The sequence below is a fragment of the Leucobacter sp. USHLN154 genome, from assembly GCF_037145595.1.
Lineage (GTDB): Bacteria > Actinomycetota > Actinomycetes > Actinomycetales > Microbacteriaceae > Leucobacter > Leucobacter alluvii.
Genome location: NZ_JBBCXF010000001.1, coordinates 20,261 through 44,002, shown reverse-complemented (window position 1 = coordinate 44,002; position 23,742 = coordinate 20,261). Strand labels below are relative to the sequence as shown.

The 23,742-nt window shown below is 69.9% G+C and carries 16 protein-coding genes and 1 tRNA gene; 4 read left to right on the top strand and 13 right to left on the bottom strand.

Going from position 1 to position 23,742, the window contains the following annotated elements:
• The first annotated feature begins 42 nt into the window (after window positions 1–42).
• Genes eccD through WFH23_RS00170 form a run of 3 tightly spaced genes read left to right on the top strand, consistent with a single transcriptional unit; the run spans window position 43 to window position 4,022 of the window.
• The gene (gene eccD, locus WFH23_RS00180; RefSeq protein WP_336661203.1) at window positions 43–1,380 is read left to right on the top strand and encodes a type VII secretion integral membrane protein EccD; all 1,338 of its coding nucleotides are present in this window, start codon (window positions 43–45) and stop codon (window positions 1,378–1,380) included.
• 3 nt (window positions 1,381–1,383) lie between these two features.
• A complete protein-coding gene (gene eccB, locus WFH23_RS00175; RefSeq protein ID WP_336661202.1) occupies window positions 1,384–2,730 on the top strand; it encodes a type VII secretion protein EccB in 1,347 nt (448 codons plus the stop codon).
• Window positions 2,730–4,022 carry a S8 family serine peptidase gene (locus tag WFH23_RS00170; RefSeq protein ID WP_336661201.1) on the top strand — a complete coding sequence of 431 codons (1,293 nt, stop codon included), beginning with the start codon at window positions 2,730–2,732 and terminating at the stop codon, window positions 4,020–4,022. The genes eccB and WFH23_RS00170 overlap by 1 nt, the downstream gene beginning before the upstream one ends.
• 38 nt (window positions 4,023–4,060) lie before the next feature.
• Here WFH23_RS00170 and WFH23_RS00165 read toward each other — a convergent pair whose 3' ends face one another.
• The 13 genes from WFH23_RS00165 to WFH23_RS00105 form a co-directional block, all read right to left on the bottom strand.
• Window positions 4,061–4,702 (bottom strand): hypothetical protein, encoded by a 642-nt coding sequence (locus tag WFH23_RS00165; protein ID WP_200330106.1) that lies wholly within the window; start codon window positions 4,700–4,702, stop codon window positions 4,061–4,063.
• Window positions 4,699–5,520, bottom strand: coding sequence for a PP2C family protein-serine/threonine phosphatase (locus tag WFH23_RS00160; RefSeq protein ID WP_200330108.1), 822 nt, complete (start codon window positions 5,518–5,520; stop codon window positions 4,699–4,701). Before WFH23_RS00160 ends, WFH23_RS00165 begins: the two co-directional genes overlap by 4 nt.
• Window positions 5,520–8,093, bottom strand: a complete 2,574-nt coding sequence (locus WFH23_RS00155; RefSeq protein ID WP_336661200.1) for a transglutaminase domain-containing protein — start codon at window positions 8,091–8,093, stop codon at window positions 5,520–5,522. The genes WFH23_RS00160 and WFH23_RS00155 overlap by 1 nt, the downstream gene beginning before the upstream one ends.
• Entirely contained in the window at window positions 8,090–9,457 is a 1,368-nt protein-coding gene (locus WFH23_RS00150; protein ID WP_090146666.1) for a DUF58 domain-containing protein, read from the bottom strand. Before WFH23_RS00150 ends, WFH23_RS00155 begins: the two co-directional genes overlap by 4 nt.
• A complete protein-coding gene (locus WFH23_RS00145; RefSeq protein ID WP_090146664.1) occupies window positions 9,454–10,446 on the bottom strand; it encodes an AAA family ATPase in 993 nt (330 codons plus the stop codon). Before WFH23_RS00145 ends, WFH23_RS00150 begins: the two co-directional genes overlap by 4 nt.
• Before the next feature lie 49 nt (window positions 10,447–10,495).
• Entirely contained in the window at window positions 10,496–16,663 is a 6,168-nt protein-coding gene (locus tag WFH23_RS00140) for an Ig-like domain-containing protein (RefSeq protein WP_336661199.1), read from the bottom strand.
• On the bottom strand, window positions 16,660–17,796 hold the full coding sequence (locus tag WFH23_RS00135) for a protein kinase domain-containing protein (RefSeq protein WP_090146660.1): 1,137 nt from the start codon (window positions 17,794–17,796) through the stop codon (window positions 16,660–16,662). Before WFH23_RS00135 ends, WFH23_RS00140 begins: the two co-directional genes overlap by 4 nt.
• 187 nt (window positions 17,797–17,983) lie before the next feature.
• Window positions 17,984–18,673 carry a 50S ribosomal protein L1 gene (gene rplA / locus WFH23_RS00130; RefSeq protein WP_090146657.1) on the bottom strand — a complete coding sequence of 230 codons (690 nt, stop codon included), beginning with the start codon at window positions 18,671–18,673 and terminating at the stop codon, window positions 17,984–17,986.
• A gap of 12 nt (window positions 18,674–18,685) precedes the next feature.
• The gene (gene rplK, locus WFH23_RS00125) at window positions 18,686–19,114 is read right to left on the bottom strand and encodes a 50S ribosomal protein L11 (RefSeq protein ID WP_090146655.1); all 429 of its coding nucleotides are present in this window, start codon (window positions 19,112–19,114) and stop codon (window positions 18,686–18,688) included.
• 190 nt (window positions 19,115–19,304) lie between these two features.
• A complete protein-coding gene (locus tag WFH23_RS00120) occupies window positions 19,305–20,927 on the bottom strand; it encodes a molybdopterin-dependent oxidoreductase (RefSeq protein ID WP_336661198.1) in 1,623 nt (540 codons plus the stop codon).
• 67 nt (window positions 20,928–20,994) lie between these two features.
• Complete coding sequence (gene nusG / locus WFH23_RS00115; protein ID WP_090146651.1) at window positions 20,995–21,807, bottom strand: transcription termination/antitermination protein NusG; 813 nt, start codon at window positions 21,805–21,807, stop codon at window positions 20,995–20,997.
• A gap of 46 nt (window positions 21,808–21,853) precedes the next feature.
• Window positions 21,854–22,126 carry a preprotein translocase subunit SecE gene (secE, locus tag WFH23_RS00110; RefSeq protein WP_090147422.1) on the bottom strand — a complete coding sequence of 91 codons (273 nt, stop codon included), beginning with the start codon at window positions 22,124–22,126 and terminating at the stop codon, window positions 21,854–21,856.
• A 51-nt stretch (window positions 22,127–22,177) separates the two neighbouring features.
• Window positions 22,178–22,253: transfer RNA gene (locus WFH23_RS00105), tRNA-Trp, on the bottom strand.
• A 243-nt stretch (window positions 22,254–22,496) separates the two neighbouring features.
• Here WFH23_RS00105 and WFH23_RS00100 point away from each other — a divergent pair.
• The gene (locus WFH23_RS00100; protein ID WP_090146649.1) at window positions 22,497–23,699 is read left to right on the top strand and encodes an aminotransferase class I/II-fold pyridoxal phosphate-dependent enzyme; all 1,203 of its coding nucleotides are present in this window, start codon (window positions 22,497–22,499) and stop codon (window positions 23,697–23,699) included.
• Window positions 23,700–23,742: the final 43 nt, after the last annotated feature.

The window sequence follows — 23,742 nt, the reverse complement described above, 5'->3', positions numbered from 1 at the left end:
GAACCTGGGGAAAGTCCGATCATTCGGATGGGGAGGCAGTACGTGAGCGCAGAAGCGACCGACACGAGCGCCGTAGTGCGGCTATCGGTCGTGCACGCTGAGCGCCGAGTCGACCTCGCGATACCCGGCCGCCTGCCCCTCCTGGAGGTGCTGCCCGGCGTCGCACGCGGTCTCGGGGTACTCGACGCCACGCTGCTGCACGGCGGCTACCGTCTCACACGCGCCGACGGCTCGGAGCTCGATCCCACGCGCGGCGCGATCGCGCAGGGCGTCGACCAAGGCGAGATACTCACGCTCACGCGGGGCCAGCTGGTGGCGGTCCCCCGCCGGTACGACGATGTCGTCGAAGCCGTGATCGATGCGACCAGCGCCCATCACACGGCCTGGCGGCCGGAGGATGCCGCTCGCACGGCCACCGCCGTCAGCCTGACGCTCGTCGCGCTCAGCGCGATCCTCCTCGCCCTGCAACCCTCCACGTCGTACCTGCCGGCCATCATCGCCGGGGTCGGCACCCTCGTGCTGCTCGCCCTGACCGCCACGCTGTGCCGCATCCGCCAGCACGAGGCCGGACTCGGGTTCGGCCTCGCTGCGGCGACGTTCGCCGGTCTCACCGGATATCTCATCGCGCAGAACCAGCCCCTGTGGGGGTTCGCGCTCGCGGCAGCCGGGCTCGGGCTGATGGTGGGCGGCGGAGCTGCGCTCCTGCTCGCGACGAAACCCGCTGAAATGCTGCTCCTCCCCGTGGCGCTCGGTCTCGCGCTCGTCGTACCGGCCGGCATCGTCGGCATCACGGGCGTCGACCCGTCTGGCCCGTACGCGATCATGGTCGCCTGTGCCGGGCTCCTCGCCGGGGCGCTCCCCTGGCTCACGCTCAGCAGCACCCGCATTCGTGTCATCTCGCCGATGACCGAGAACGAGATGTTCGATCCGCCGCCCCCGGTCGACCCCGAACGCGTCGCCGCCCGAGTCGACGCCGGGCACCGACTGCTCGTCGCCCTGCGCATCGCGTTCGCGATCGCCGTGCTCGTGGCCACCCCTGTCGTGGCGAGCTCCAGCTGGATCGGGACGGTGCTCACCCTCATCTGCGGCGCCGTCCTGATGTTCCAGTCCCGGCAGTCGGCGCGTCGCGCCTCCGTCATCGTGCTGCTCGCGGGCGGCACCGCGATCCTCGCGGTGACCGGTGTGGCCGCGATCCTCTCGCATCGAGAGCAGGCCCCCATGCTGCTCGCTGGCCTGCTGATCGCCACCGGGCTGGTCTCCGGCCTCACACTGCTGAGCGAACGCGCGCGGATGCGCATCACGACGCTGGGAGACACGATCGAGGTCGTCCTGCTGGCGCTGCTGCTCCCGCTCGGTGCGATCACCGCAGGGCTCGCGTAACCCGTGGCGACGAAAAAGGACCTGCTCGAGGCGCAGAACTTCAGCAAGGCCAGGCTCCTGTCCGCCTTCATCGGCGGTGCTCCCGGTGGCAAGGAGCTGGAACCGGCGAAGCCGCTGCGAGCGGTATTCGCCGGTATCGCCTTGACCGCGATGGTGATTCTGGCCGGAGTCTTCATCGGTCTCATGCAGCCCAAGCTGCCGAGCGGCTGGGAGAACAATCGCCTGATCGTCGCGAGCGACACGGGCGCCCGATACATCAGCGTCGCGGGAGAGCTCCACCCCGTCATCAACACCGTGAGCGCCCGCATGGCGATTCCCGAGGGCGAATTCAGTGTGGTCACGGTGAAGCAGGGCGCACTCGAGGGGATACCGATCGGCGGTACGGTCGGCATTCTCGGCGCCCCCGACACGCTGCCGGAGACGAGCCATCTCGACGGCACCGGATGGGCGGCCTGCGCCACTCCCGGCGCCACATCCGTGCACGTGGGCGACGAGCAGATGCGAGCGGCGGCCGACGGCAGCGGCATCGTGGTCGAGCGCGACGGCGAGACCTACGTCGTCGCGGGCGGGACCAGCTATCTCGTCGCCGAGCAGGATCGCACGGCCGTGCTCCGAGCCATCGGTCTCGACGCCGCCGCACCCGTCGAGGTGCGCGGCGAATGGCTCGCACTCTTCACGCGCGGCTCCGATCTGCAGCCGCTGACCTTCGACGGACGCGGCACCATCGAGGGCGTCGACCTGCCAGCTGGGTCGGTGATCCGCCCCACGGGCGGCGGCGACTCCGAACGCTACCTGCTCACGGCCGATGGATCGCTCTCTCGGCTGAGCGACCTCGCCTACCGCCTCTACCTGCTCGGCGGCGGCGCGGGTGCGCTCGGCGACGAGGTCGAGATCAGTCCGGCGGAGATCGGGGCCCTGCCCTCGGCCGATGCGGCTGGCGCCGACGACTGGCCGCAGCAGACGCTCACCCCGCTGACCGGAGCCACGGCACCCTGCGCAACGCTCGCGGGTGATGCGAACGAGCAGCGCACCGCACTCGCGGAGGGCGGATCGGCGATCGACGACCGCGGTGGCGTGGATGACGAAGCGGTGACCGAGACCGGCAACACGCGCGTCACCGTCTCGGAGGACGGCGGCGCTCTCGTGCGGGGCGGAGCGGCGGGCACGCTCACCCTCGTCGACGGCGGCGGCACCGCCTACGCGGTCCCGGGCGACCCCGCCTCGGGCGCGGCACGACTCGGCTACACGGCGAGCGACATCACCACCGTGCCGGCGCCCTGGATCCTCCTCCTGCCCGCCGGACCCGCGCTCACACCGGAAGCCGCAGGGGCGACACCGGAGGCGCAGTGATGAGCCGACGCCGCGCGGTTCCGGATCGCGGGGGGCTCCGACGCGTCGGCGCTCTCGCGCTGGCATCCGCCATCGCCTCCGGGCTGCTGATGGCCGCCCCCGACGTCGTCGCGCCGGTCCGGGCAACCGCTGCTGAGGAGTGCGGCGTCGGTGTGATGGCGCGTCTGCCCGGTCCCCCGAGCGCGTTCGCCGCGATGGGCTGGTCTCCCCAGGGCACCGCGGACACCGGGGCGACCGCGCCGACCGGAGCGGGCGTCACCGTCGCCGTCATCGACTCCGGCGTCGACGTGTCACGGCCGCAGCTCGCCGAAGCATTCGCGCCGGGAAGCACGTCGCTCATCAGCGACGGGGAGCGGCCGGACGGTCTCGGCGACCCTCAGGGCCACGGCACTGCGCTCGCCGGCGTCATCGCCGCCCGCCCCGCCGACACCTCCGGCGCGGTCGGCCTCGCGCCGGATGCGAGGATCGTGTCGCTGCGCATCTTCCGCGGCACCGACGAGGAGAGCGAACGGGCGGGGTTCGGGCCCGACGCCGAGCGTCTGGCCCAGGCGATACGCAGCGCCACCGACCTCGGCGCGCAGGTCATCGTCGTCGCGCTGAGCGACGACGTCGACACCCCTGCGCTTCGCGATGCGACCGCGAACGCCGCGGCCAGCGGCTCCCTCGTCGTCGCCAGCGGAGGCAACCGGAGCACGACCGAGAACACCGAAGACTCCCCGCGCTTCCCGGCGGCGTACCCCGGGGCGCTCTCCGTCACCGCGGTCGACGCGAACGGTCTGCCGACCTCGGATTCGATTCACGGCGAGCACATCGAAGTGGCCGCTCCCGGGCAGGACGTGCTCACCACATCGACCGGCGGCGGCGACTGCCGCTACGCGCCGGACGCGCCGTCTTCGAGCTTCGCGACCGCGTACGCGGCGGGCGCGGCCGCGTTGCTCGCGGAGGAGTACCCCGATGAAGGCCCCGAGGGATGGGCGTATCGACTCATGGCGACCGCCGCGCGGTCGAACCCGGACGCCCGCGACGACCAAGTGGGGTGGGGCGTGATCCGCCCCACTGCCGCACTCGACCTGCGCCCGGATTCCACCACGCGCGGACCCACGAGCCCGTTCGCCGACACGAGTGATGCGGCCTTCTCGTCGAGCAGTACGCGCGTCGCCCCTGAGCCGGCGGAGCCGGGGAACGCGGCGTTCATCACTGCGATCGCCGTCGTCGCCGCCGGGCTCGTGTCCCTCTTCGGCCTCGGAGCGATCCTGCGCCGCCGCCCGCGCAACGACTCCGCGTCTCGCTGAGAGACCCTCGCCGTTGCCCGGCGGTCCGGGTCGGAGGGTCAGCCGAAGGCGAGTACGGCGACCAACCAGAGCCCGCCGACCGCCACGATCAGGCTGCTCCCGAACCCCACGACCGCTCCGATGCCGAAACGCCGGTTCGCGCGGGCCGTCGATCGCACGCCCGTGCGATCCGCCGGGGGCGGCGCCGGGCGGGATTCCGGCGCCGGGCCGAAATTCGCGTCCGTGTCGGTGCCCGAAGCGGAGCGGCGGCCGGAACGCTGCGAGGTCATCACCGGCAGCGCGGGGCTGACCCCTCGGCGGGGCAGCGCATGGTCGGGCGCCGGGCTCGGCGCCTCCGGCACACGGTACCTGGCGTCGAGCGGCGATTTGAACATGCGGGCCGCGAGCTCGGGCGGGAGTTCGAGGGGAGCCGGTTCGTCGACGGGCGGCGCCGGGTTTCGCGATAGGGCGCGGGGTGCTGCGGGGGGCGCGGGCGCCGCCGCTGCTGCCTGCGACGCCCGCGGCGTGACGATGGTCTCGTCGTGACGTTCGGACTGCGACGCGCCCGACACGGCAACTGTCTCGTCCGTCGCCTCCCGCCGGGCGCGACGAGGCGTCACGATGGTCTCGTCAGGCGCCTCGACGGGCTCGACCCGAGGGGTGACCACCGTCTCGTCGCTCGGCTCCCGCGACTCGTTCACTGCGCGCGCCTCGGCACGGTCGCAGTGAGCGTGCGATCGTCCTCGCTCTCGGTGTCGACCTCCGATCCAGGATCGGAGGTCACGTGCCACGCCGAACCGCCGGAGAGCACATCGACGACGAGCACCGTGATGTTGTCGCGCCCGCCTGCCTCGTTCGCGCGTTGCACGAGCTCCTCGACCACGGCCTCGGGCTGCCCGCCCATCGTGAGGGCGGCGCGCAGCTGCTGATCGTCGACCTCGGTGGTGAGCCCGTCCGAGCAGATCAGCAGCCGCGATCCGTCTTCGACCGGCAGCAACCAGCTGTCGGCAGTGGTGTCGGCTGACCCCAGGGCCCGCGTGATGACGTTCCGACCGGGCAGAGCGTCGAGTCTCGCCCCTCCGGCGATCATCTCGTCGCGCAGAGAATGATCGATCGTCACCTGGTGCAGCTCGGCGCCGCGGTGCAGGTACACCCGAGAGTCGCCGACATTGAGCACGAGCCAGCAGGCGCGGCCCTCGTGGCGCACGAGTACCGCCCCGGTGAGCGTGCACCCCGCACCCCGCTCCCGGTCAGCGGCGATGCTGCTGACCGCTTCGCGGGCGGCCTCGAGCGCGAGGCCGACATCGCGCACGGTCGACAGCTCGCCGGGGCGGATCACCGACGCGAACGCGTCGACGGCCGCACGGCTCGCCTGGTCTCCGGCCTCGTGCCCGCCCATTCCGTCCGCGACGAGGTAGCTCGGGAACTCCAGGAGCGCCGAATCCTCGTTCACGGCCCGCAGCATGCCGGGGTCGGTGCGCACGGCAGCGGTCACCTCTGGCGCATTTCCGATTCGCATTATCGTCCTCCTGCGTTCGCGCGTCGCAGCGGGCGCGCGACGCGTCGTGTACGTGCTGATGGCAGCAGCGAGCGCAGCGAGTATTCGGCGCGCAGGCGCTTCCACATCCCGAGTTCCGCTCGTCGTGCCGCCAGTTCTTCATCGACCAACGTCCACAGCTGGTCGGCGTCGCTTCCCTCGATTCCCTCGTGAGAATACACCGCCCGGTCGACGGTCCACGCGAGCCACGAGCCCGATGGCACGCCCAGTTGCTCCATCACGTCCCGGCGGCTGCCGGGCTCTGCGGCGACGCGGCCCATGTCGGCGAGTCCGTCGATCAACGCGTCCCAGGCGCCGAGCGCCCGCTCTTCCGGCGAGGCTGCGGCCCGGCGACGCTTGCGGCGCAGCCGCTTCGCGACGGGCAGGAAGAGCAGTGGCAGGGCGAGCAGCACGAGCGCGAGCAGCGACAAGCCGACCGCGCGCAGCACGGGCCAGAGCGCGGCGAACGCGTTCCGGTCGGTCGAGTCCGCCGGCTCGTTCGCGTCACCGCTCGTGCCAGAGGGCGGATCAGCCTGACTCGCATCGCGCTCCTCCGGAACGGACGGGAACTCCGGCAGTTGCTCGCCGCGTTCGAGCGTGCTCGGCGGCGTCTCGACCTGCGGGCTGGCATCGACCGGCGCCCATGCTCCGCCGTCGCCCCGCACTTCGACCCACGCCGCGAGGTGCTCCCCGGTGCACACCTCCGCGCAGGCGGGCACGCCTGGCACGCCGGCGTCGTCGTCATCGCCGAGGCGGACGCCGAGCACCACCCGTGATTCGAAGCCCATCGCCCGAGCGATGAGGCCGGCGGCGGCGGCGAACTGCTCGTCGTCGCCGATGCCCGCCACGAGAGCCCGTTCGTCGGCACCCTCACCGGCGGCGCGCTGCTGCTCGTTGAGCTGTAGGAAGAGCGATTCGAGGCGCGCGATCGAATGGCCGCCCGCACTCGGAACGAACTTGGTGCCGTACTCCGTCGCGGCGGTCTCGAGCCATTCGCGTTCGCCCGCTCCATCGGTGAGCGAGTGACTCAAGTAGCCGCGGTCGCGCAGACGCTGGATCGCCTCGAGCAGTCCGTCCATCGTCGTCGGCAGCTGTTGCGCGTCGAGCCACTGCGCGAGTTGCGGGGTGCGTTCGAGATCGATCAACGGCGCGTCTTGCACGGGGTCGCCGCTCGGCTCGCGATCTGCGGCAGCGCTCATCTCGCCGGTGTAGCCGTCGCCGGCGCGCACGCCGCGACCGCCGGGAACGGCGATCGCAGCCCAACTCGCGCGGTTGACGTAGAAGGCGTCTCCCAGAGCGCCGGATCGCGGCCCGTCGAACGTGAGCGGGGCCGCCAGTGGCGGGGCGACCGGCAACCAGATGCCGTCGTATCCCTCTGCGATCTCGACCGAGACCGTCACGGGGTCGTCGACCGGTTCGCCGCTGGGGAAGCGAGTGAAGCGCCCGTCGGGGCCGGCGTCGACGAAGAAGTCGACGCCGTCGTACCCGTCGAGTACCGCCATGCGCAGCCTCGCGGGAGCTGCGCCTTCGGTTCGCACCGAGAACATGGGCGCAGCGAAGGCTTCGTCGCGTTTCGCGGCGCGATACCCTGCGAGTGGGCTGGTCTGCTCGCGAACCACGAGCTGGGGATCGACGCGGTCTCGTGGTACGTTTCGGTCGGCGTTTGCGAGCGGCGCGACGGCGGCGCCGATCCCGAGAGCGACCAGCGCGGTGAGCACTCCGCTGATCGCGCGCACCGCCGCGTTGCGGCGAACCCCGCCCGCACCCTCGGCCGGCTGCGCGGAACGACCGAGGCGGAGGGCGCGCCGGCGACCCATCCCCGAAGACCACGCCACCCAGATCGCCCCGGCGACGCAGACGACCGCCCAGAGCGCGAGCTCTCGAGGAGCCGTGACGGTCAACGCGCCGAGCTCGATGGGCGCGCTCACCTGCGACGAGCCGAAGGTGACCCCGAAGGCGACGGGGAGGAGCGTCGGGATGGCAGCGAGCGGCGCAAGACGGCCCCCGCGCAGCGCCAGAGCCGCGCTCATCGCCGTCGCTCCCATGGCGACGAGCAACCACGGCACCATCACGGCCTGATAGGTGCCGACGGGGAGCGTGAGGGTGAGCAGTTGCTTCCACCCGAGCGTCACGGTCGCCAGACCATCGACGAGTCCGCTGAGGAGCCCGAGCGGGCCGGTGCCGAGTGCGCTCGGAACGGCGAGCGGTACCACTCCGACGACGAAGGCGCCGATGAGGGCTGCGACGGTGCCGACTCCCCATCGCAGGCGGCGACCGAGCCAGACGATGCCGAAAGCCGATGCCCAAGCCACACCGCCGACGAGCCACACCCACGGAGTGCGATAGATCGGCATGACCGAGAGTGCGCCTGCGATGACGGCGACGGCGCTGAGCACCGCCGCACCCGCCACGAGGGCAGGGCTCGTGCGCGTGCGGCGACCCCGAGCCGGGCGGCGAGCGCGCGGCTCGCGCTTCGGCTTCGGGGAGCGGAGGCGCGCGGAGGCGGCCCCGCGAGCGGCTCGACGCGGCCCTGCCTCGGATGGGATGTCGCTCACGACAGGCCCCCTCGCACCATCAGCTGCGGGAGATCGCCGATCGCACCGACCGTGAACATGGTGCAGTTGTCGATCAATCGTGCAGCAGGATCGGCGAGCACCTCTGCCCGCACCACGAGCACGCGCACGTCCTCGGTGAACGCTGCGGCGGCGCGGCGCAGGCGCGCCGGATCCGGCACCGAACCCGTGACGACCGCGACGATGGAGAGCGGGCGCCGCGACTCTGCGAGGCTCCGTGTGAGCCGTTCGATCGGGAGAGCGTCGACGGCGGGTTCGAGTTCGGCCCACGCGTCGAGCAGCTGCGCCGGGGTGCTCGACGGCAGTTCTTCGAGACCGTCGATGCTCGGACGGACACGTCCCGGGGCCCACTGCGATGCGATGAAGCGCTCCCGCCCCTCGCGCACGGCCTGAAGCCCGAGGGACGCTGCGATGCTCACGCCGAGTTCGAACTCCTCATCACTGGCGTACTCCTCGCGCGACGCGTCGAAGAGAATGGCTGCGCGCGCCGTCTGCGACTCCTCGTACTGGCGCACCATGAGCGTTCCGGTCTTCGCCGTCGACTTCCAGTGGACGTGTCGCATCGCGTCGCCGCGCACGTACTCGCGCACGGCATGGAACGAGAGATCGGAATCGGTGAGACGACGACTGGCCGCGCCGTCGAGATCCCGCACGAGCCCCGCCGACCCCTGCGGCAGTCGAGCCGTGCGCGGGTGCACGTGGACGAGATGGCGGTCGCGCCAAGTGATTTCACGGCGCACGAGCCCGAGCGGATCACGGCGCGCCAGGGTCAGCGGACCGACTTCGATGACGCCTCGGGAGACCGCAGGGATTCCCACCGGCACCGCTGCGGTGGCGTGCGGCCCGATGAATGGGATCGGAATCTCGCGGAGCGCTTCTCCGACGGGCAGTTCAGCCGTGGCCGGCAGCGCAGGGCGCGCACCGGCGTTCTCGACCTCCACGCGAAGCGCGACCTCGCCGCCCACGACCACTCTCAGCCGATCGACGGTGATGCGGATCAGGTAGGCCCGCGAACCGAGGAGAAACGGCAGGCCGACCAGCAGCAGCACGCCGAAACCGATCGCGACGAACCAGGCCTCGACCCAGCCGAGCGTCGCGCCGAGCACCGCCGAGAGCACCGCGACCCCGAGCACGAAATAGCCCGTCGGCGTCACCGTCTCACGGACGCGGCGCCACTGACGGCGCAGACGACGGCGATTGCGACGCCACCAGCGCCGGGCCGCGCGACGCCGACGCGTGACACCGCGGCCGGTGCCCTGCACGGTGTCGCCGAACCGCGTGGCGGTGCCGCCACGCGTTCCCGTCCCGGTGTTCGAAACCGGGGCGCGCGAGGTGTCGAGGCTCACGCGGTGCCGTTCTCCTGGGGCGCTGCGATATCGAGCATGATCTGACCGAGAATCTGGGCCGCGGTGACCCCGTCGAATTCGGCCTCCGGCTCGAGCACGAGGCGATGAGTCAGCACCGGCATCGCGAGATCGCGCACATCATCGGGCGTGACGTAGTGCCGCCCGCTCGCCGCCGCCCACGCGGAGGCGAGGCGCACGAGCGCTAGCGCGCCGCGCACACTCGCGCCGAGACGTACCTCGCTCGCTCGCCGCGTCGCCTCGACCAGACGCACCGCGTAGTCGGCGACGAGCGGGCTGACGTGCACGCGACTGATGAGTTCCTGCGCCTGGGTGACCATACCAGTGCTCACCACCGGCGCAAGCGGGTGCTGCTGCAGGCGATCACCCTGCAGGATGCGCGTCATCGCGGCCTGATCGGGGTAGCCGATCGAGGTCTTCACCATGAAGCGGTCGAGCTGCGCCTCCGGCAGCCGATACGTGCCGGCCTGCTCGACCGGGTTCTGCGTGGCGATCACCAGGAAGGGACTGCCGACGTCGTGACTGGTGCCGTCGACGGTGACGCGCCCCTCCTCCATCACCTCGAGCAGCGCCGACTGCGTCTTCGGGCTCGCCCGGTTGATCTCATCCGCGAGCACGACGTTCGCGAAGATCGGGCCGGGATGGAACTCGAAGGCGCCCACACGCTGGTCGAACACGGTGATGCCGGTGATGTCGCCGGGCAGCAGGTCGGGGGTGAACTGCACCCGTGAGGTGGTGCCCTGGATCACTTGACCGAGCGCTCGTGCGAGCGCCGTCTTTCCCGTCCCGGGCACGTCTTCGAGCAGCACGTGGCCGCCGGCGAGCGCGCAGGCGATCACGAGCTCGACCACCCGGCGCTTGCCATGAATCGCCTGTTCCATCGCGTCGGCCGTGGTGGCGAACAGCTGCGCGACCCACTGCGCCTGATCGGGCGTGATGGCGTGGGTTGAGGTCTGCGGCTGGGAGGTCATGCGGCTCCTTCGGCGGGGCGGGTCGAAACGTGGTGCGTGCGGACGAGAACTACGGGGTCTGCGGCGGAGTCTCCGGGTCGGGATCGCCGCCCGGGTCCGGCGGTGTTGGCGCTGCGCATATTGGGACGTTGATGGTCGCGGCGTTGAGCTGGTACGGATTGCCCCAGCCGCCCCAGGAGATTGCGACAGGCATATTCGTGCCCGCCGCGGTGCCCGCCTGCGGCCGGGCGTACTGCGGATCTGCACCGGTGAAGGTGAACATCTCGCGCAGCTCTGATTCGTTCGGCGGATTCGACGCGTCGTAGCAGACGCCCGGGTCCGGCTTGAGCTCAACAGTGATCGGGTTCGGCGCATTCCGCCACTGAACTGCGGAGCTCGACGAGCAGCTGCCGCCGTCATTCGGGTCACCGGCGCACTGCATCACGGTCATCCCGGGTTCGAAGACGAACCCCGCATCACCCGTGTTGCTGAAGCGCAGTTCGGCTCCATCAGCTTTCGTGATCTCGAGCGCGATCTCATCTCCGTTCTTCACGAAATCGTACGTCGCCGTTGTACCGCTCACCACCGGGTCCTGAGCGATGGTGAATCGCACCGTGGGGGCGTCCAATTCGCGACCGATGATCGTTCGGCCTGTCTCCGCGACGCTCACTCCGTATTCGCTCTGCATGCACACTCTCGCGTGGTACCAGCGATATTTCTGCAATCCCGTGAAGTTCGGGGAGTTCTGGCCGCCGTCCGTGCAGCTGCCGATGCTCTGCGACGCCCGTGCGATCGCATATTTCGTGGTGACGGCTTCTCCGGTGTGCGCACCGGCCGCATCGACGCCGACGGCGGCGGACGTGTCGCCGGTGCTCGTGAGAGTGGCGCTGTTCAAGCGCGGAGCACCGATGACGAACCCGTCGCCCTGCGCCGCGGCGCCCGTGTTCGATCCGCCGCCGATCTCGGGAACGTCGAACTTGGTCGTCGGGGTGACCGTGAACGAGATCGGTCCGACCGAGAGCCCGGGGTAGTCCCGGCTCCCCTGCGAGCCGTCGATCGTGCCGCCGTCGACGCCCCGGTATGAAACGGCGAACTGCCTGGTGTCGTTCGAGCCCGAAACCGAGAGTCGCACTCCACCGGTCGACTGATCCTGGTTCCCCGGGTTCTTGATCGACTCGACCGTGACCTTCGGGGCGGCAGGGGCTGCGTACGCCCACGCGGTCACCGAGGTGGATGCTGCGGACGAGCCGACGCCGTTCACTGCGACGGCGGTGAACTCGTGCTTCTCGCCGTTGGCGAGCCCGGTGGCGACGCACTGGAATGAGGAGCCGCCGACCGCGTTGCAGCTCGTCGAGCCACCGCCCGAGAGGGTGACGCCCGACACGTCGGGGTGCGCCGCTCTGCCGCCGAGCGTCACCGTGAAGCTGGCGCTATCGGCCGTGTACCCGGTCTGCTGCATGCTGGGCCGGCTCGGGATGCCCTGCGCGTCGAACTCGATGACGCCTTCGCCGGTGCGCCCCTGGGCGTCCACCACGGTGAAGCCGACGCGGCACGTGCCGCCGATCTCGGGGCCTCCCGGCCACGACACCGAGACGCCGGAGTCGCCGACGCGCGTGAAACTGCCGTACGAGCACCCGGCACCGCTCACTGCGGCCAGTTTGAGCCCGCCGCCGCTCTTGCCCGCGAAGGGGTCGTGCTCCCCGGAGACGCCGACGAGCTCGGCGCGGCAGTCGCTCCCGACGGTGCACTGCAGCGCGACGGTCGCGCCCCTCGGCAGATCGCGCGGCGCCTGACCGACGCGCAGCGTCAACGGGGCGCGCGATTCTCCGGCGCCGCTCACGGACACCGAGAGCGACTCCTGACTCCCGGGGACCGCGTCGGCACGGGCCTCGACCGCGAGCGATGCCCCGCTCTGCGACACCGTGAACAAGGAGCTGCCGCCCGACACGTCGAATTTCAGCTTCGACACGTCGCCTTCGCGGCCGCCCTGCCACGTGATCATGTCGGCCAGTTCGATCTTCGCGTTCGCGCCGGGGTCGATGGTGCGCGTCAGCGGCGCTGCCTGCACCGACGGTTCGTCGGGCACGACGACGACGGGTACGGGCAGCGTCGTCCACGCTTTCTGTCCGACGAGTCGCGCCTGCATGAGGCACGTGTCATTCCACGGAGCTTCGCGACCGGCCGAGTATCGCAGGCGGTCGCTCGATACCGCGTCGCAGGTGGCCTGCGCACGCCCTACAGCGAACGGCTCGCGGCGCAGCTCGACGCGATCGCCGGATCCGATGTCGACGAGGTCGCCGACGGCGGCCTCCCGTTGCTCGTTCTCATCGACTTTGATGGGCTGCAGATCGGGCTTGAGCGTGAGCCGCAGCTCGTCGAGCGGAGGCATGATGAGGAGCCCGTACGATGCGACGTCCTGGCCGGTCGCGTCGGTACCCGACAGTTTGAAGACCACCGTGTCACCGCTCGCCCGGTACTCGCCCGAGATCTTCGAACCCGAGACCTGGTAGCCCTCACCAGAGCCAGCCCACAGCGACATCCGCAGGGTGGACACGTCGCCGGTCGCCCAGCGCACCTTGTCGGTGATGACGTCGACGCCGCCGGCCGCGAGCTCCGCGCGATCGCGCACGTTCAGCACCGTGTCGCTGATGGTCGGCGCCTGCGCTCCCACGCGTTCGGACGTGTGCACGACGATGAGACCGTCGGCGGTGCTCTTCGTGGTCTCCGAGCGAATCGTGTACCGGTAGGAGACGGCGCCCAGATCGTCGCCGGGCTGCACGGATACGCGCCCCTCCGAGAGCTTCGAGAGGTCGAGTCGTTTTGCCAGCTGCTTCGCTTCGCTGCTGTTCGCACCGCCTGCGACATTGGGCACGACCGTCTCGATCGTGAGCTTGCCGCCGGACGGATCGATGTCATTGTCGAGCGGTCGCACCACCGCTGGGTCGCTCTTCGGTGTCAACCGGAGGTAGTCGGTCGACGCGACGATCGCGCTGGATTCCGCGGACGGCACGATGATCACCGTGAGCGCGCCGGTGCCCGATCCTCCCTGCGCATCACGGACGGTGTACGAGAGCTGCACGGAGCCTGCGGTCGCACTCGCGAGCGCCGCGATGTCGAATCCGTTGCCCGCCGAGTTGACGGTCGCCGATACGGCGGCCTCGGCGTCGGTGTCGACCGCGACGAGACGCACTCGGTCTCCGTCCGGGTCGACCCCGGAGAGCGGCACGCGCACCTGCGTCGTCGAGCCAGGGCTGACGCGCGCCTTCACCGCGGCGGGCTCGGGATCGCGGTTCGAGCCGTCGGGCAGCACTGTCACGATCACAGAGCCCACGTCTCCTGCAGCCGGATCGCTCGCCCCGTACGCGGTGTAGCTCAGTCGATAGGTGCCCGGCTGCTTCGGTGCGAGATATCGCAGCACGTTGCCCGAAGCGAACGCGAGCTCACCCTTCGTTCCAGACCCGACGATCTCGGGGTCGAGCAGCAGGCGCTCTCCGGGGGCCGCCACGTCGTTGTCGAGCACACGGATGTCGACGACCGAACCGGCGCGGACGGTCGCGGAGTCTGCCACCGCGATCGCACCGGTGGCGCCCGTATCCGGAACCTGGAACACCGTGAGCTTGCCCTCCGCCCGCGCCTCTCCCTCGGCGACGGTGACATCGACGGAACCGATCCGGCCGGCACCGCCATCCGCGGTGCTGCCCGCGACGCGCACCTGCGCATGATCGATGATGTCGGCCTGCAGGTCGCCGTCGGCGATGTCGGCGCCGGCCACCGAGAGCGACCGAGAGGCGGCACCCGGGATCGCATCGAGTATCTCCACCGTCGCGTCGGTGAGCGGTCGCACGAACGCGCGCAGTGCCGGCAGCGCGAGTGGTGGTCCGGCGGGAGTGGCGGTGACGCGCAGCTGCCCGGTGACCTCGCCGCCGGTAACGGTGTCGCGCACGGTCACGGTGACGGCCGCGGTACCCGCTGCGGCCGCCTTGATCTCGACCGCGCCGCTGGTCGGCTGCGGCGCGACCTGGACGGTGCCGCTCGGGTCGGTGGCGTCGAGCAGCGCGAACGAACCCGACCCGCCGGCAACTCGGTCGAGCGGTCGCACGGTCGCGGTCCGGCCCACCTGAATGGTCGTCGCCGTCGCCGTGAACTCGGGTGTCGCACTCGGGTCGACGGCGAGGGTCAGTTCCCGCTGCGCTTCTTCACCACGGCCGTCGCGCACGGTGACGCGCAGGGCGACGTCGGAGGCGCCGGCATTCGGATCCGTGTGCCGAATGCCGAGACGCCCGTCGGCGGTGACGATCGCGCGCACGGGATCCTCCGACCGCACAGCCTCGGCCGCAGCCAGCGTCATGACATCGCCTTCTGGGTCGACCCACCCCTCCAGAACGGGGTATACGAGGGTGCCGCCCGGAGCCAGCGACGGCACGCGCCATTCGCGCTGGCAGCCTTCCACCGGGCACCATGCGGGCGCCGTGTTGACGTCTTCGTCTGCGACGGTGAGGGTGACGGTCGCCGGCTCAGACACGAGCCCGCCGTCAGTCACCCGATAGGTGAAGGTCGCACTGCCGCTCGCGTCGGCGGCTGGCTGCACGGTGAGTGACTGCCCGTCCGGCATGAGCTGCAGCGCACCGAACGACTCGGGAAGACCCTGCTCGCCGATCGATTCCGGCACGATCGTGAGCACATCGCGCTTGTTCGCGTCGAAGTCGTTCAGCAGCACCGGGAGCGGGGCCGGCTCCCCCGCGCGCACTCCGAATGCGTCGTCCACAGCGGTCGGGGGCACCTGCTCGGTCACGTCTTCCACGACGACCGTGCCGCGATCCTCTTTCGGCGGGTCTGAGATGGTCCACTGCGAGAGCGGGATCAGCGCACCTCCTGGCAGCGTCCACAGCATGCCGGTGCGCATCTCGTTGAGCACGCCGCGTTCACCGTTCGAGCGGATCACCGGCAGCAGGTCGCCCGATTCCCGCGCCGAATCGTCGAGCACGAGCGGCTTCTCCCCCTCGTCGGTGGTCCAGAGCGCTCCCGAGTTCTGCCCGATCCACGCCGCATAGGCGGTCTGCCCGATGTACACGGGCTGCGCCGGCGTACCAGTGGTCTCGACGACTCGCTCCGCGGCCCCCTCGGTGTCCACCGCGGTGAGGCCGCTGGTGTCGGCGATCAGCACCGTGCGACCCTCCCGGGTGCCATCACCACCGCTGGCTTGCAACCTCGCCGAGCCATCGAGCTCGAGGGTCACCGCCGGGGCGCCCTCGCGCCACAGTTCACCGTTCTCAGGGTCGAGCAGCACCCAGTCCCCGCTCACCAGGGCGAGTTGGGGCGCAGGGGCGTCACCGGCTGCAGCAGGCACTTCGGCTGCACCGCCGACGAACTCCCGACGCGAGACCTCGTACTCCCGCACGGCGTCCTCGTCGCTCGAGAAGAGCGCCATTCGGCCCGAGTCGGTCACGGCGATCGCGGCGGCGCGGTACGACGAGCCGCCGTCGACGCTCTCCGCTTCGGTGTCCGCCTCCGCATCGCCGCCCGCATCGTCTGCTCCCTCGTTCACGAGAGGATCAACGCGTTCGAGCGACGTCAAGCGGGACTCGAGATCGGCGAGTGCGCGGTCATCACCGGAGAGGTCGGCGGCGGAGCCGCCCGGCCCGCCGAGCGCGGTCATCGACGGGTCGGCGATGAGCTCACCGGCGTAGACGGCGCCCGATTCGGTGCGCACCGCGACGAACCGCCCGGCGCTCACCACTTCCCGCGTGCCGTCGGGCAGGCGCACCGCCGCTGCCGCACCCTCCGATGCCGCGTCTTCCGGGTCGGCGGCTTCGCTGTCGGAGACCCGAGAGGCAGTCGCCCCGTCATCGTCAGCGCCGGCCGCTTCGGCATCATCGGTCGCGGCATCCTGGCCTGCTCCGGCGCGGTCCCCGAGGTCTACGGGGTCTCCTGCGTCGAGCGGCCACGCGCGACCGTTGCCGTGCGACAGCACGGCGGCACTCGCCCCCGACTGCAGCACGCCGCTCGGGTCGGCCACTTTGCGTACGACGTCGATCTCACCCGTGTCGGTGTTGACGCGCGCATACTGCCCGGCCTCGCGAGCCACCCACACGCCAGGCTCTGCGCGAGGGGTCTCACGGGCGTCGTACCCGTTCGCGATCACCGCAACCGTGGCGATGAGCGCGCACGAGACGACGCCGGCGATCCACCACTGCAGCCGCCGAAACCTCTCGCGCCCCTCGCTCGGCGCCGCACTCACCCGGCACCGCCGCTCATCGCCCAGATGACACTCCCGGCGCCGGCGACGACGGCGAGGGCCACTCCGGCTCCGATGAGCCCGGCGCGCCAGGGCGATGCCGGTCGATCGAGGATCAGCCCGTCGTCGTCCGTGCCTCGACGCTGCGCGAGCATCTCAGCGCGCGCCTCGGCGCGCGTCACGCGGCCGACGGTGCTCACGACGGGGCCGCGAGTGCCGGCCGGCACCGCTTCGGCGCGCGGCAGCCAGGCCTCCGCGACGATCTCAAGTGGCGTCACGTCGTAGCCGAACGTGCGCTGCAGCTGCTGCAGTGCCTCACCGAACTCCGCCATCGAGGCGTATCGCTCGTGCGGGTTCTTCCGCAGCGCCTTCGCGATGAGTTCGTCGAAGCGCTCGTAACCCTGCGCACCGGGAATCGCCTGGTACAGCGCCTTCGAAATGCGCTCGGTGAGCTTCGAACGGGAGTTCTGCGAGCGATCCGCGAGCTCGAACGGCGACCGGCCCGCGGCGAACGAGTAGAGGGTCGCACCGAGCGACCACACCTCGGTCGCGACGCTGCCGGTGCTCTGCAATCCGACCACCTCGGGGGCCGACCAGGGGATCGACATCGCCATCTCCCCGTCGAGTTCGCGCCTGCCCAGTACCTGGGCGATGCCGAAATCGGAGAGCGCCGGGCGGCCGAGCGTCGTGAGCAGCACGTTCGAGGGCTTGATGTCGCGGTGCAGCACACCGGCTCGATGCGCCGTCTCGAGCGCCCCGGCGATGCGCACACCCGCGTCCAGCACGTCGCGGAGTCGCGCCGGCTGCCCTTTGGTGAGCGCCCCCATCGAAGCGGGGCAGAACTCCATGGCGAGATACGGGTGCCCCTCGAGCGAAATGCTCGCCTGGTAGATCGAGACCACCGAAGGGTGGCTGCTCAGGCGTGCCATGACGTCGGCCTCGCTCTCGAAGACCTCCCGCAGTTCTTCGACGGCTGCCGATCCCTTCGCGGCGCCGTTCAGCACCTTCACCGCCACGAGGCGGCGCGGCATGTCCTGTTCGTACAGGAACACCTGCGCGAAGCCGCCCGACCCCAGCGGACGCACATAGCTGAACCCCGGGATCGAGGGCGCGCCGACTGGGGCGCGCTCAGGCACGAGCCGCCCCTGCGGCAATCGGCCTGCACTGCATTGGCGCGCGTCGGTGCGCTGCAGCGGCTGGGGAGCAGTGTGTCACGTGAATATCCTAATCGAGGCGAAGCGCACGGAGGACCGTATCCACAGCGGCGGAGACACGTCAGCCCCCGACCGCTGAGCGGCCGGGGGCTGACGTGAACGGTTCTGCTTACAGACCCGAGACGTCGAGCGGGATGCCCGGGCCGAAGGTCGTCGAAACGGCGCCCTTCTGCACGTACTTGCCCTTTGCCGACGATGGCTTCAGACGCGAGATCTCGTCGAGCACCGAGTTGATGTTGTCAGCGAGCTGCTCGGCCGTGAACGATGCCTTGCCGACGATGAAGTGCACGTTGGAGTGCTTGTCGACGCGGAATTCGATCTTACCGCCCTTGATCTCGGTCACAGCCTTGGCTGCGTCCGGGGTCACGGTGCCGGTCTTCGGGTTGGGCATGAGGCCGCGGGGGCCGAGCACCTTACCCAGACGACCGACCTTGCCCATGAGCTCGGGGGTCGAGACAGCCGAATCGAAGTCGGTGTAGCCTGCGGCCACCTTCTCGATCAGCTCGTCGCCGCCGACCTCATCGGCGCCGGCAGCGATTGCTGCCTCAGCAGCAGCGCCCACCGCGAACACGATGACGCGCGCGGTCTTGCCGGTGCCGTGGGGCAGGCTCACGGTGCCGCGAACCATCTGGTCCGCCTTGCGGGGATCCACACCGAGCTTGACGGCGACCTCGACGGTCGTGTCGGTCTTGGTGGAACCGGTCTCCTTCGCCAGGGCGACTGCCTCAGCGGGAGTGTAGAACTTGTCTGCCTGAATCTTCTCGGCAGCGGCGCGGTACGCCTTCGACTTCTGTGCCATGTCCGATGCCCCTTACTCGACCGTGATGCCCATGGAGCGAGCGGTGCCCGCAATGATCTTCGCCGCAGCGTCGATGTCGTTCGCGTTGAGATCGGCCTGCTTCTGCTCGGCGATCTGGCGAACCTGCTCTGCGGTGACCTTCGCGACCTTGACGGTGTGCGGAGTGCCAGAGCCCTTCTGCACGCCTGCCGCCTTCTTCAGCAGCTCGGCTGCCGGCGGGGTCTTGAGCACGAACGTGAACGAACGGTCCTCGTACACGGTGATCTCCACCGGAACGATGTTGCCGCGCTGGGATTCCGTTGCAGCGTTGTACGCCTTGCAGAATTCCATGATGTTGACACCGTGCTGACCGAGCGCCGGACCCACGGGAGGTGCGGGGTTGGCTGCACCGGCCGGGATCTGAAGCTTGATCAGACCGGTAACCTTCTTGACCTTAGCCATGATTGTTTCCTTTCCATCGAACTCGCACGGTGGTGCGAGCTCTCCCGCGAGTCCGGCCGTTCCGGATGCGGTACTCGTCCGCGTCGACGCACGCCAGGGGCGTTCACAGACGCAAACCAGTCAAGTCTACCCGATGAAACAGGATCGCGCACCTGGGGGCCGGGACGGTTGGGTGCATCCGACACCCGGGTCACACGCTGAACTCGACCGAGTCCCAACCCGTCGCACCGTTCGGTGCGGGCGGCGCCGTTGCCGCGGTCTGCGTGTAGCCCGATCTGTCGGTCGCCCGCACGCGCGCCGTATGCCGCCCCGGGCTCGACGGCCAGGCGAGCGTCCACTGCACCCACGTGTCGTCCGAGATCGCTGAGGCCAGCGTCGTCTGCTGCCACTCGCCGCCGTCGACCTGCACTTCGACCCGGTCGATACCCGTGTGCTGCGCCCATGCCACTCCCGCGATCGCGATGGTGTCGCCCGATGCGTTCGCGCCGGAGCGCGGGGTGTCGATGCGCGACGCCGTCTTGATCGGCCCCAGTTCCGACCAGCCGCGCGGGGTCCAGTACCCTTCCGCGTCGGCGAACCGCGTCACCTCTAGACGCGTGACCCATTTCGTCGCGGAGACGTATCCGTACAGGCCGGGAACGATCAGGCGCGCGGGGAACCCGTGCTCGGCCGGCAGCGGCTCGCCGTTCATCCCGACCGCGAGAAGCGCATTGCGGTCGGGGTCGGTGAGCGTCTCGAGGGGCGTGCCGGCCGTGAAGCCGTCCGGCCCGGAAGACAGCACCATATCGGCGTCGCGCGAGACCCCCGCGCGTTCGAGGAGCTCGCGAATCGGATACCCGAGCCACGTCGCCGTGCCGATGAGGTCGCCGCCGACGGTGTTCGACACGCACGCGATCGTGGTGATGTGCTCCTCGAGCGGGAGCGCGAGAAGCTCGTCGTAGGTGATGGTCATCGGGGTGTCGACGAGGCCGCTGATCTCGAGCCTCCAGGCGGAGGGGTCGATCCTCGGCACCTGCAGCGCGATATCGATGCGATAGAAATCCGCATTCGGAGTGATCAGCGGGCTGATCCCCGGTACGTCGAGTTGCGCGCCCGCCGGGACCGCCGGGGCCGCCGTTGCCGGGGCCGGAAGCCTGATCGCCGATCGCGCCGCCAGATATGCGGCGCTGCCGGCGTTCTTCACCCGAGCACCGACGCCGACGATCAGGGCGGCCGCCGAGGTCGCGCCGACGAAGACCAGGAAGCTGCGCCTCTCGAACTTCGCACTGCGCTGCTTCGGGTGCACGACTCCGGCCGACCGCTGCGGCTCCGGCTCGTCTCGCAGTGCAGCGGGCGCCGATTCGGAGTTCCGGGTGACGACTGCGGCGCGCCACGCGACAGCCTTCGGTCGGCCGCGATGCAGCACCCAGAGTCCTGCGATCGTCCCGAGCCCCGTCGGCAGCGCCCACAGCGGCGTGGCCTCGGCGCGCGTCAGAATCGCCAGCAGCGCGACGGCGGAGACCCCGATCAGGACCACCATGCCGAACCCGCGCCAGGCCACCTCCACCGCACCTGCGACGATGGCGAGCACCAGCAGCACGACGCCGAGGATGACGAACAGCGCCACCTTGTCGGCGGTGCCGAAGAGGGAGATCATGGTGTCTTTCACCCAGCTCGGCGCGAGGTCGATCGCGAGCGACCCGACGGCGAACACGGGTGACGAGCGGGGATTCACGAACGCGGCGACGAGTTCTGCGACGCCGAGCACGGCGAGCGCCGCTGCGATTCCGAGCACAGCGCCGCCTGCCCGTGTTTCAGCTCCGCCCGTGTGCATGTGCTCACCGTAACGAGGCAACATGCAAAAAGCCCCGCCGAAGCGGGGCTTTCCTGCAGTGTGGGGGTTAGACCATCTTGGTGACCTGATCGAAGCTCAGCTCGACCGGGGTCTCGCGCTCGAAGAGCGAGACGAGCACCGTGAGCTTCCCAGCAGCGGGGTTGATCTCACTGATCGTGCCGGGCAGCCCCTCGAAGGAGCCCGACTTGATCGTGATGGTCTCGCCGACCTCGAAGTCGATCTCGACGTTGCCCTGAGCTGCCGCGTTCGCGGCTGCCTTGCCCTTCGCCGTCGCGGCGGGCTCGAGCTCGACGGTGCTCTTGAGCATCTCGAACGCTTCGTTGATGCGCAGCGGGACGGGGTTGTGAGCGTTGCCGACGAAGCCCGTGACCCCGGGGGTGTGGCGCACGACGGACCACGTGGTCTCGTTGAGATGCATGCGAACGAGCACGTAGCCCGGGATGCGCACGCGCGTCACCATCTTGCGCTGGCCGTTCTTGACCTCCATGACCTCTTCCATGGGGACCTGGATCTCGAAGATGTCGTCGACCGCGCCCATCGTCTCGCGACGGTTCCAGAGGTTCGACTTCACCTTGCGCTCGTAGCCGGCGTAGGTGTGGATCACGAACCACTTCCCGGGGCGGCGGCGCAGATCCTTCTTGAAGGCCTTGTAGGGATCGACGGCGGTCTCGCCGTCTTCATCGGTCTCTTCTTCCGACTCCTCGTCGACGATCGCGCTGGCGGCCGCCTCGGCCTCTTCAGCGCTATCGATGTCGAGCGCGTCCTCCACGGCAGCGTCCACATCGGGGTCCGTCGACTGCACCAGTGCGTCGAGTGCCGCGTCGAGGTCTGCCTCGGGGGTGTTGTTCTCGCTCGTCATCTCTACTTGCTTTCCTTGCTCTACGGTCGGTTCGTTCGTCGGCTGATCAGCCGAGCGTCGTTCCGAATAGGAAGACCGTCACGAATCCGAACGCCTGGTCGAGTACCCACACCAACGCCATCATGATCAGCACGAACGCGATCACGACGAGGGTGAAGTTGATGAGTTCTTTGCGGGTCGGGGTGACGACCTTCTTCAGCTCGGCGATGACCTGCTGAATGAACAGAATGATGCGGCTGAACCAGTTGCGCTTCGCGGCGCGATCGGCTTTGGCGCGCTCGACGAGGCCGCCGCTCTCCTCAACTTCGGTGCTGCTCACTCGCATGTCCTTTCCGTTGCCCCCGTTCGGCGCTTTCGCGCCGAACGGGTTTGGCAGGGCAGACAGGACTCGAACCTGCAACCTGCGGTTTTGGAGACCGCTGCGCTACCAATTGCGCCACTGCCCTATGGTGTGTTCAACCCAATCTCCCAGCCCTGGCGGCATAGGAAATTTTGGCAGAAGTCAACTACCGAGAAACACTCTACGCGATCCGCCTGGCGCTGTCGAACCGAGCGGGGTGCTCCCGGGCGCGTCGTGGCTCGAGGGCTGCGACTCGCCGGACCGGCACCGCGCTGCGGCGCGGGCGGGCGATCCTCTGCATCCCGTGGGATCGCACCCGCACGGCGCCGCCCGGGGATAGGATCGAATCGTGAGCCACATCTCCCGTTTATCAAAGAAGATCTCCGCAATCGCCGAGTCGGCGACGCTCAAGGTCGATGCGAAGGCGAAAGCCCTGCAGGCCGAGGGGCGCCCCGTCATCAGTTACGCGGCAGGTGAACCCGACTTCTCCACGCCGCAGCACATCGTCGACGCGGCCCGATCCGCACTCGATGATCCGAAGAACTTCCGGTACACCGCAGCTGCGGGCCTTCCCGATCTCAAGCGCGCGATCGCCGACAAGACCGCGCGCGACTCCGGCTGGGCGGTCGAGCCCTCCCAGGTCGTCGTCACCAACGGCGGGAAGCAGGCCGTCTACCAGGCCTTCCAAGTGCTGCTCGATCCGGGCGACGAGGTGCTGCTGCCCGCACCGTACTGGACCACCTATCCCGAGGCGATCCAGCTCGCCGACGGCGTTCCCGTGGAGGTCTTCGCAGGAGCGGAACAGCACTACAAGGTCACGGTCGAACAGCTCGAAGCGGCGCGCACCGAGCGCACGAAGGTGCTGCTCTTCGTGTCGCCCTCCAACCCGACCGGCGCCGTCTACTCGCCGGAGGAGACGCGCGCGATCGGCGAGTGGGCGCAGGCCAACGGGCTGTGGATCATCGCCGATGAGATCTACCAGAACCTCACCTACGACGGCGTGCGCGCGGTCTCCATCGTCGAGGCCGTCCCCGCGCTGCAGGATCGCGCGATCCTCGTCAACGGCGTCGCGAAGACCTATGCCATGACGGGCTGGCGCCTCGGATGGATGGTCGGCCCGGCCGACATCGTGAAGGGCGCGTCGAACCTGCAGTCGCATCTGACCTCGAACGTCAACAACATCGCGCAGCGCGCTGCGATCGCGGCGCTCACGGGTCCGCAGGAGCCGATCGAAGCCATGCGGCAGGCTTTCGATCGTCGGCGCAAGCTGATCGTCGCCGAGCTCAACGAGGTTCCCGGATTCCACTGCCCGACGCCCGAGGGTGCGTTCTACGCCTACGTCGACGTCACGTCGGCCCTCGGCAAGACCTATCGGGGCGTCACGCCGGAGACGTCGCTGGAGCTCGCGGACCTCATCCTCTCCGAGGCCGAAGTCGCTGCCGTTCCCGGCGAGGCGTTCGGCCCGAGCGGGTACCTGCGCTTCAGCTACGCACTCGGCGACGAGGCGCTCGTCGAGGGTGTCCGCCGAATTCAGGCGCTGCTGAGCGAGTAGAACGGCCGCCTGCGAGGCGCGGGCGGTGCTGGATCTGCGGATC

Bases quoted from the DNA above. Each gene is read 5' to 3' on its own strand.
- WFH23_RS00145 (WP_090146664.1), bottom strand. From the start codon at position 10,446: ATGACCTCCCAGCCGCAGACCTCAACCCACGCCATCACGCCCGATCAG.
- rplA (WP_090146657.1), bottom strand. From the start codon at position 18,673: ATGGCACAGAAGTCGAAGGCGTACCGCGCCGCTGCCGAGAAGATTCAG.
- nusG (WP_090146651.1), bottom strand. From the start codon at position 21,807: ATGACGAGCGAGAACAACACCCCCGAGGCAGACCTCGACGCGGCACTC.
- rplK (WP_090146655.1), bottom strand. From the start codon at position 19,114: ATGGCTAAGGTCAAGAAGGTTACCGGTCTGATCAAGCTTCAGATCCCG.
- WFH23_RS00170 (WP_336661201.1), top strand. From the start codon at position 2,730: ATGAGCCGACGCCGCGCGGTTCCGGATCGCGGGGGGCTCCGACGCGTC.
- WFH23_RS00120 (WP_336661198.1), bottom strand. From the start codon at position 20,927: ATGCACACGGGCGGAGCTGAAACACGGGCAGGCGGCGCTGTGCTCGGA.
- WFH23_RS00160 (WP_200330108.1), bottom strand. From the start codon at position 5,520: ATGCGAATCGGAAATGCGCCAGAGGTGACCGCTGCCGTGCGCACCGAC.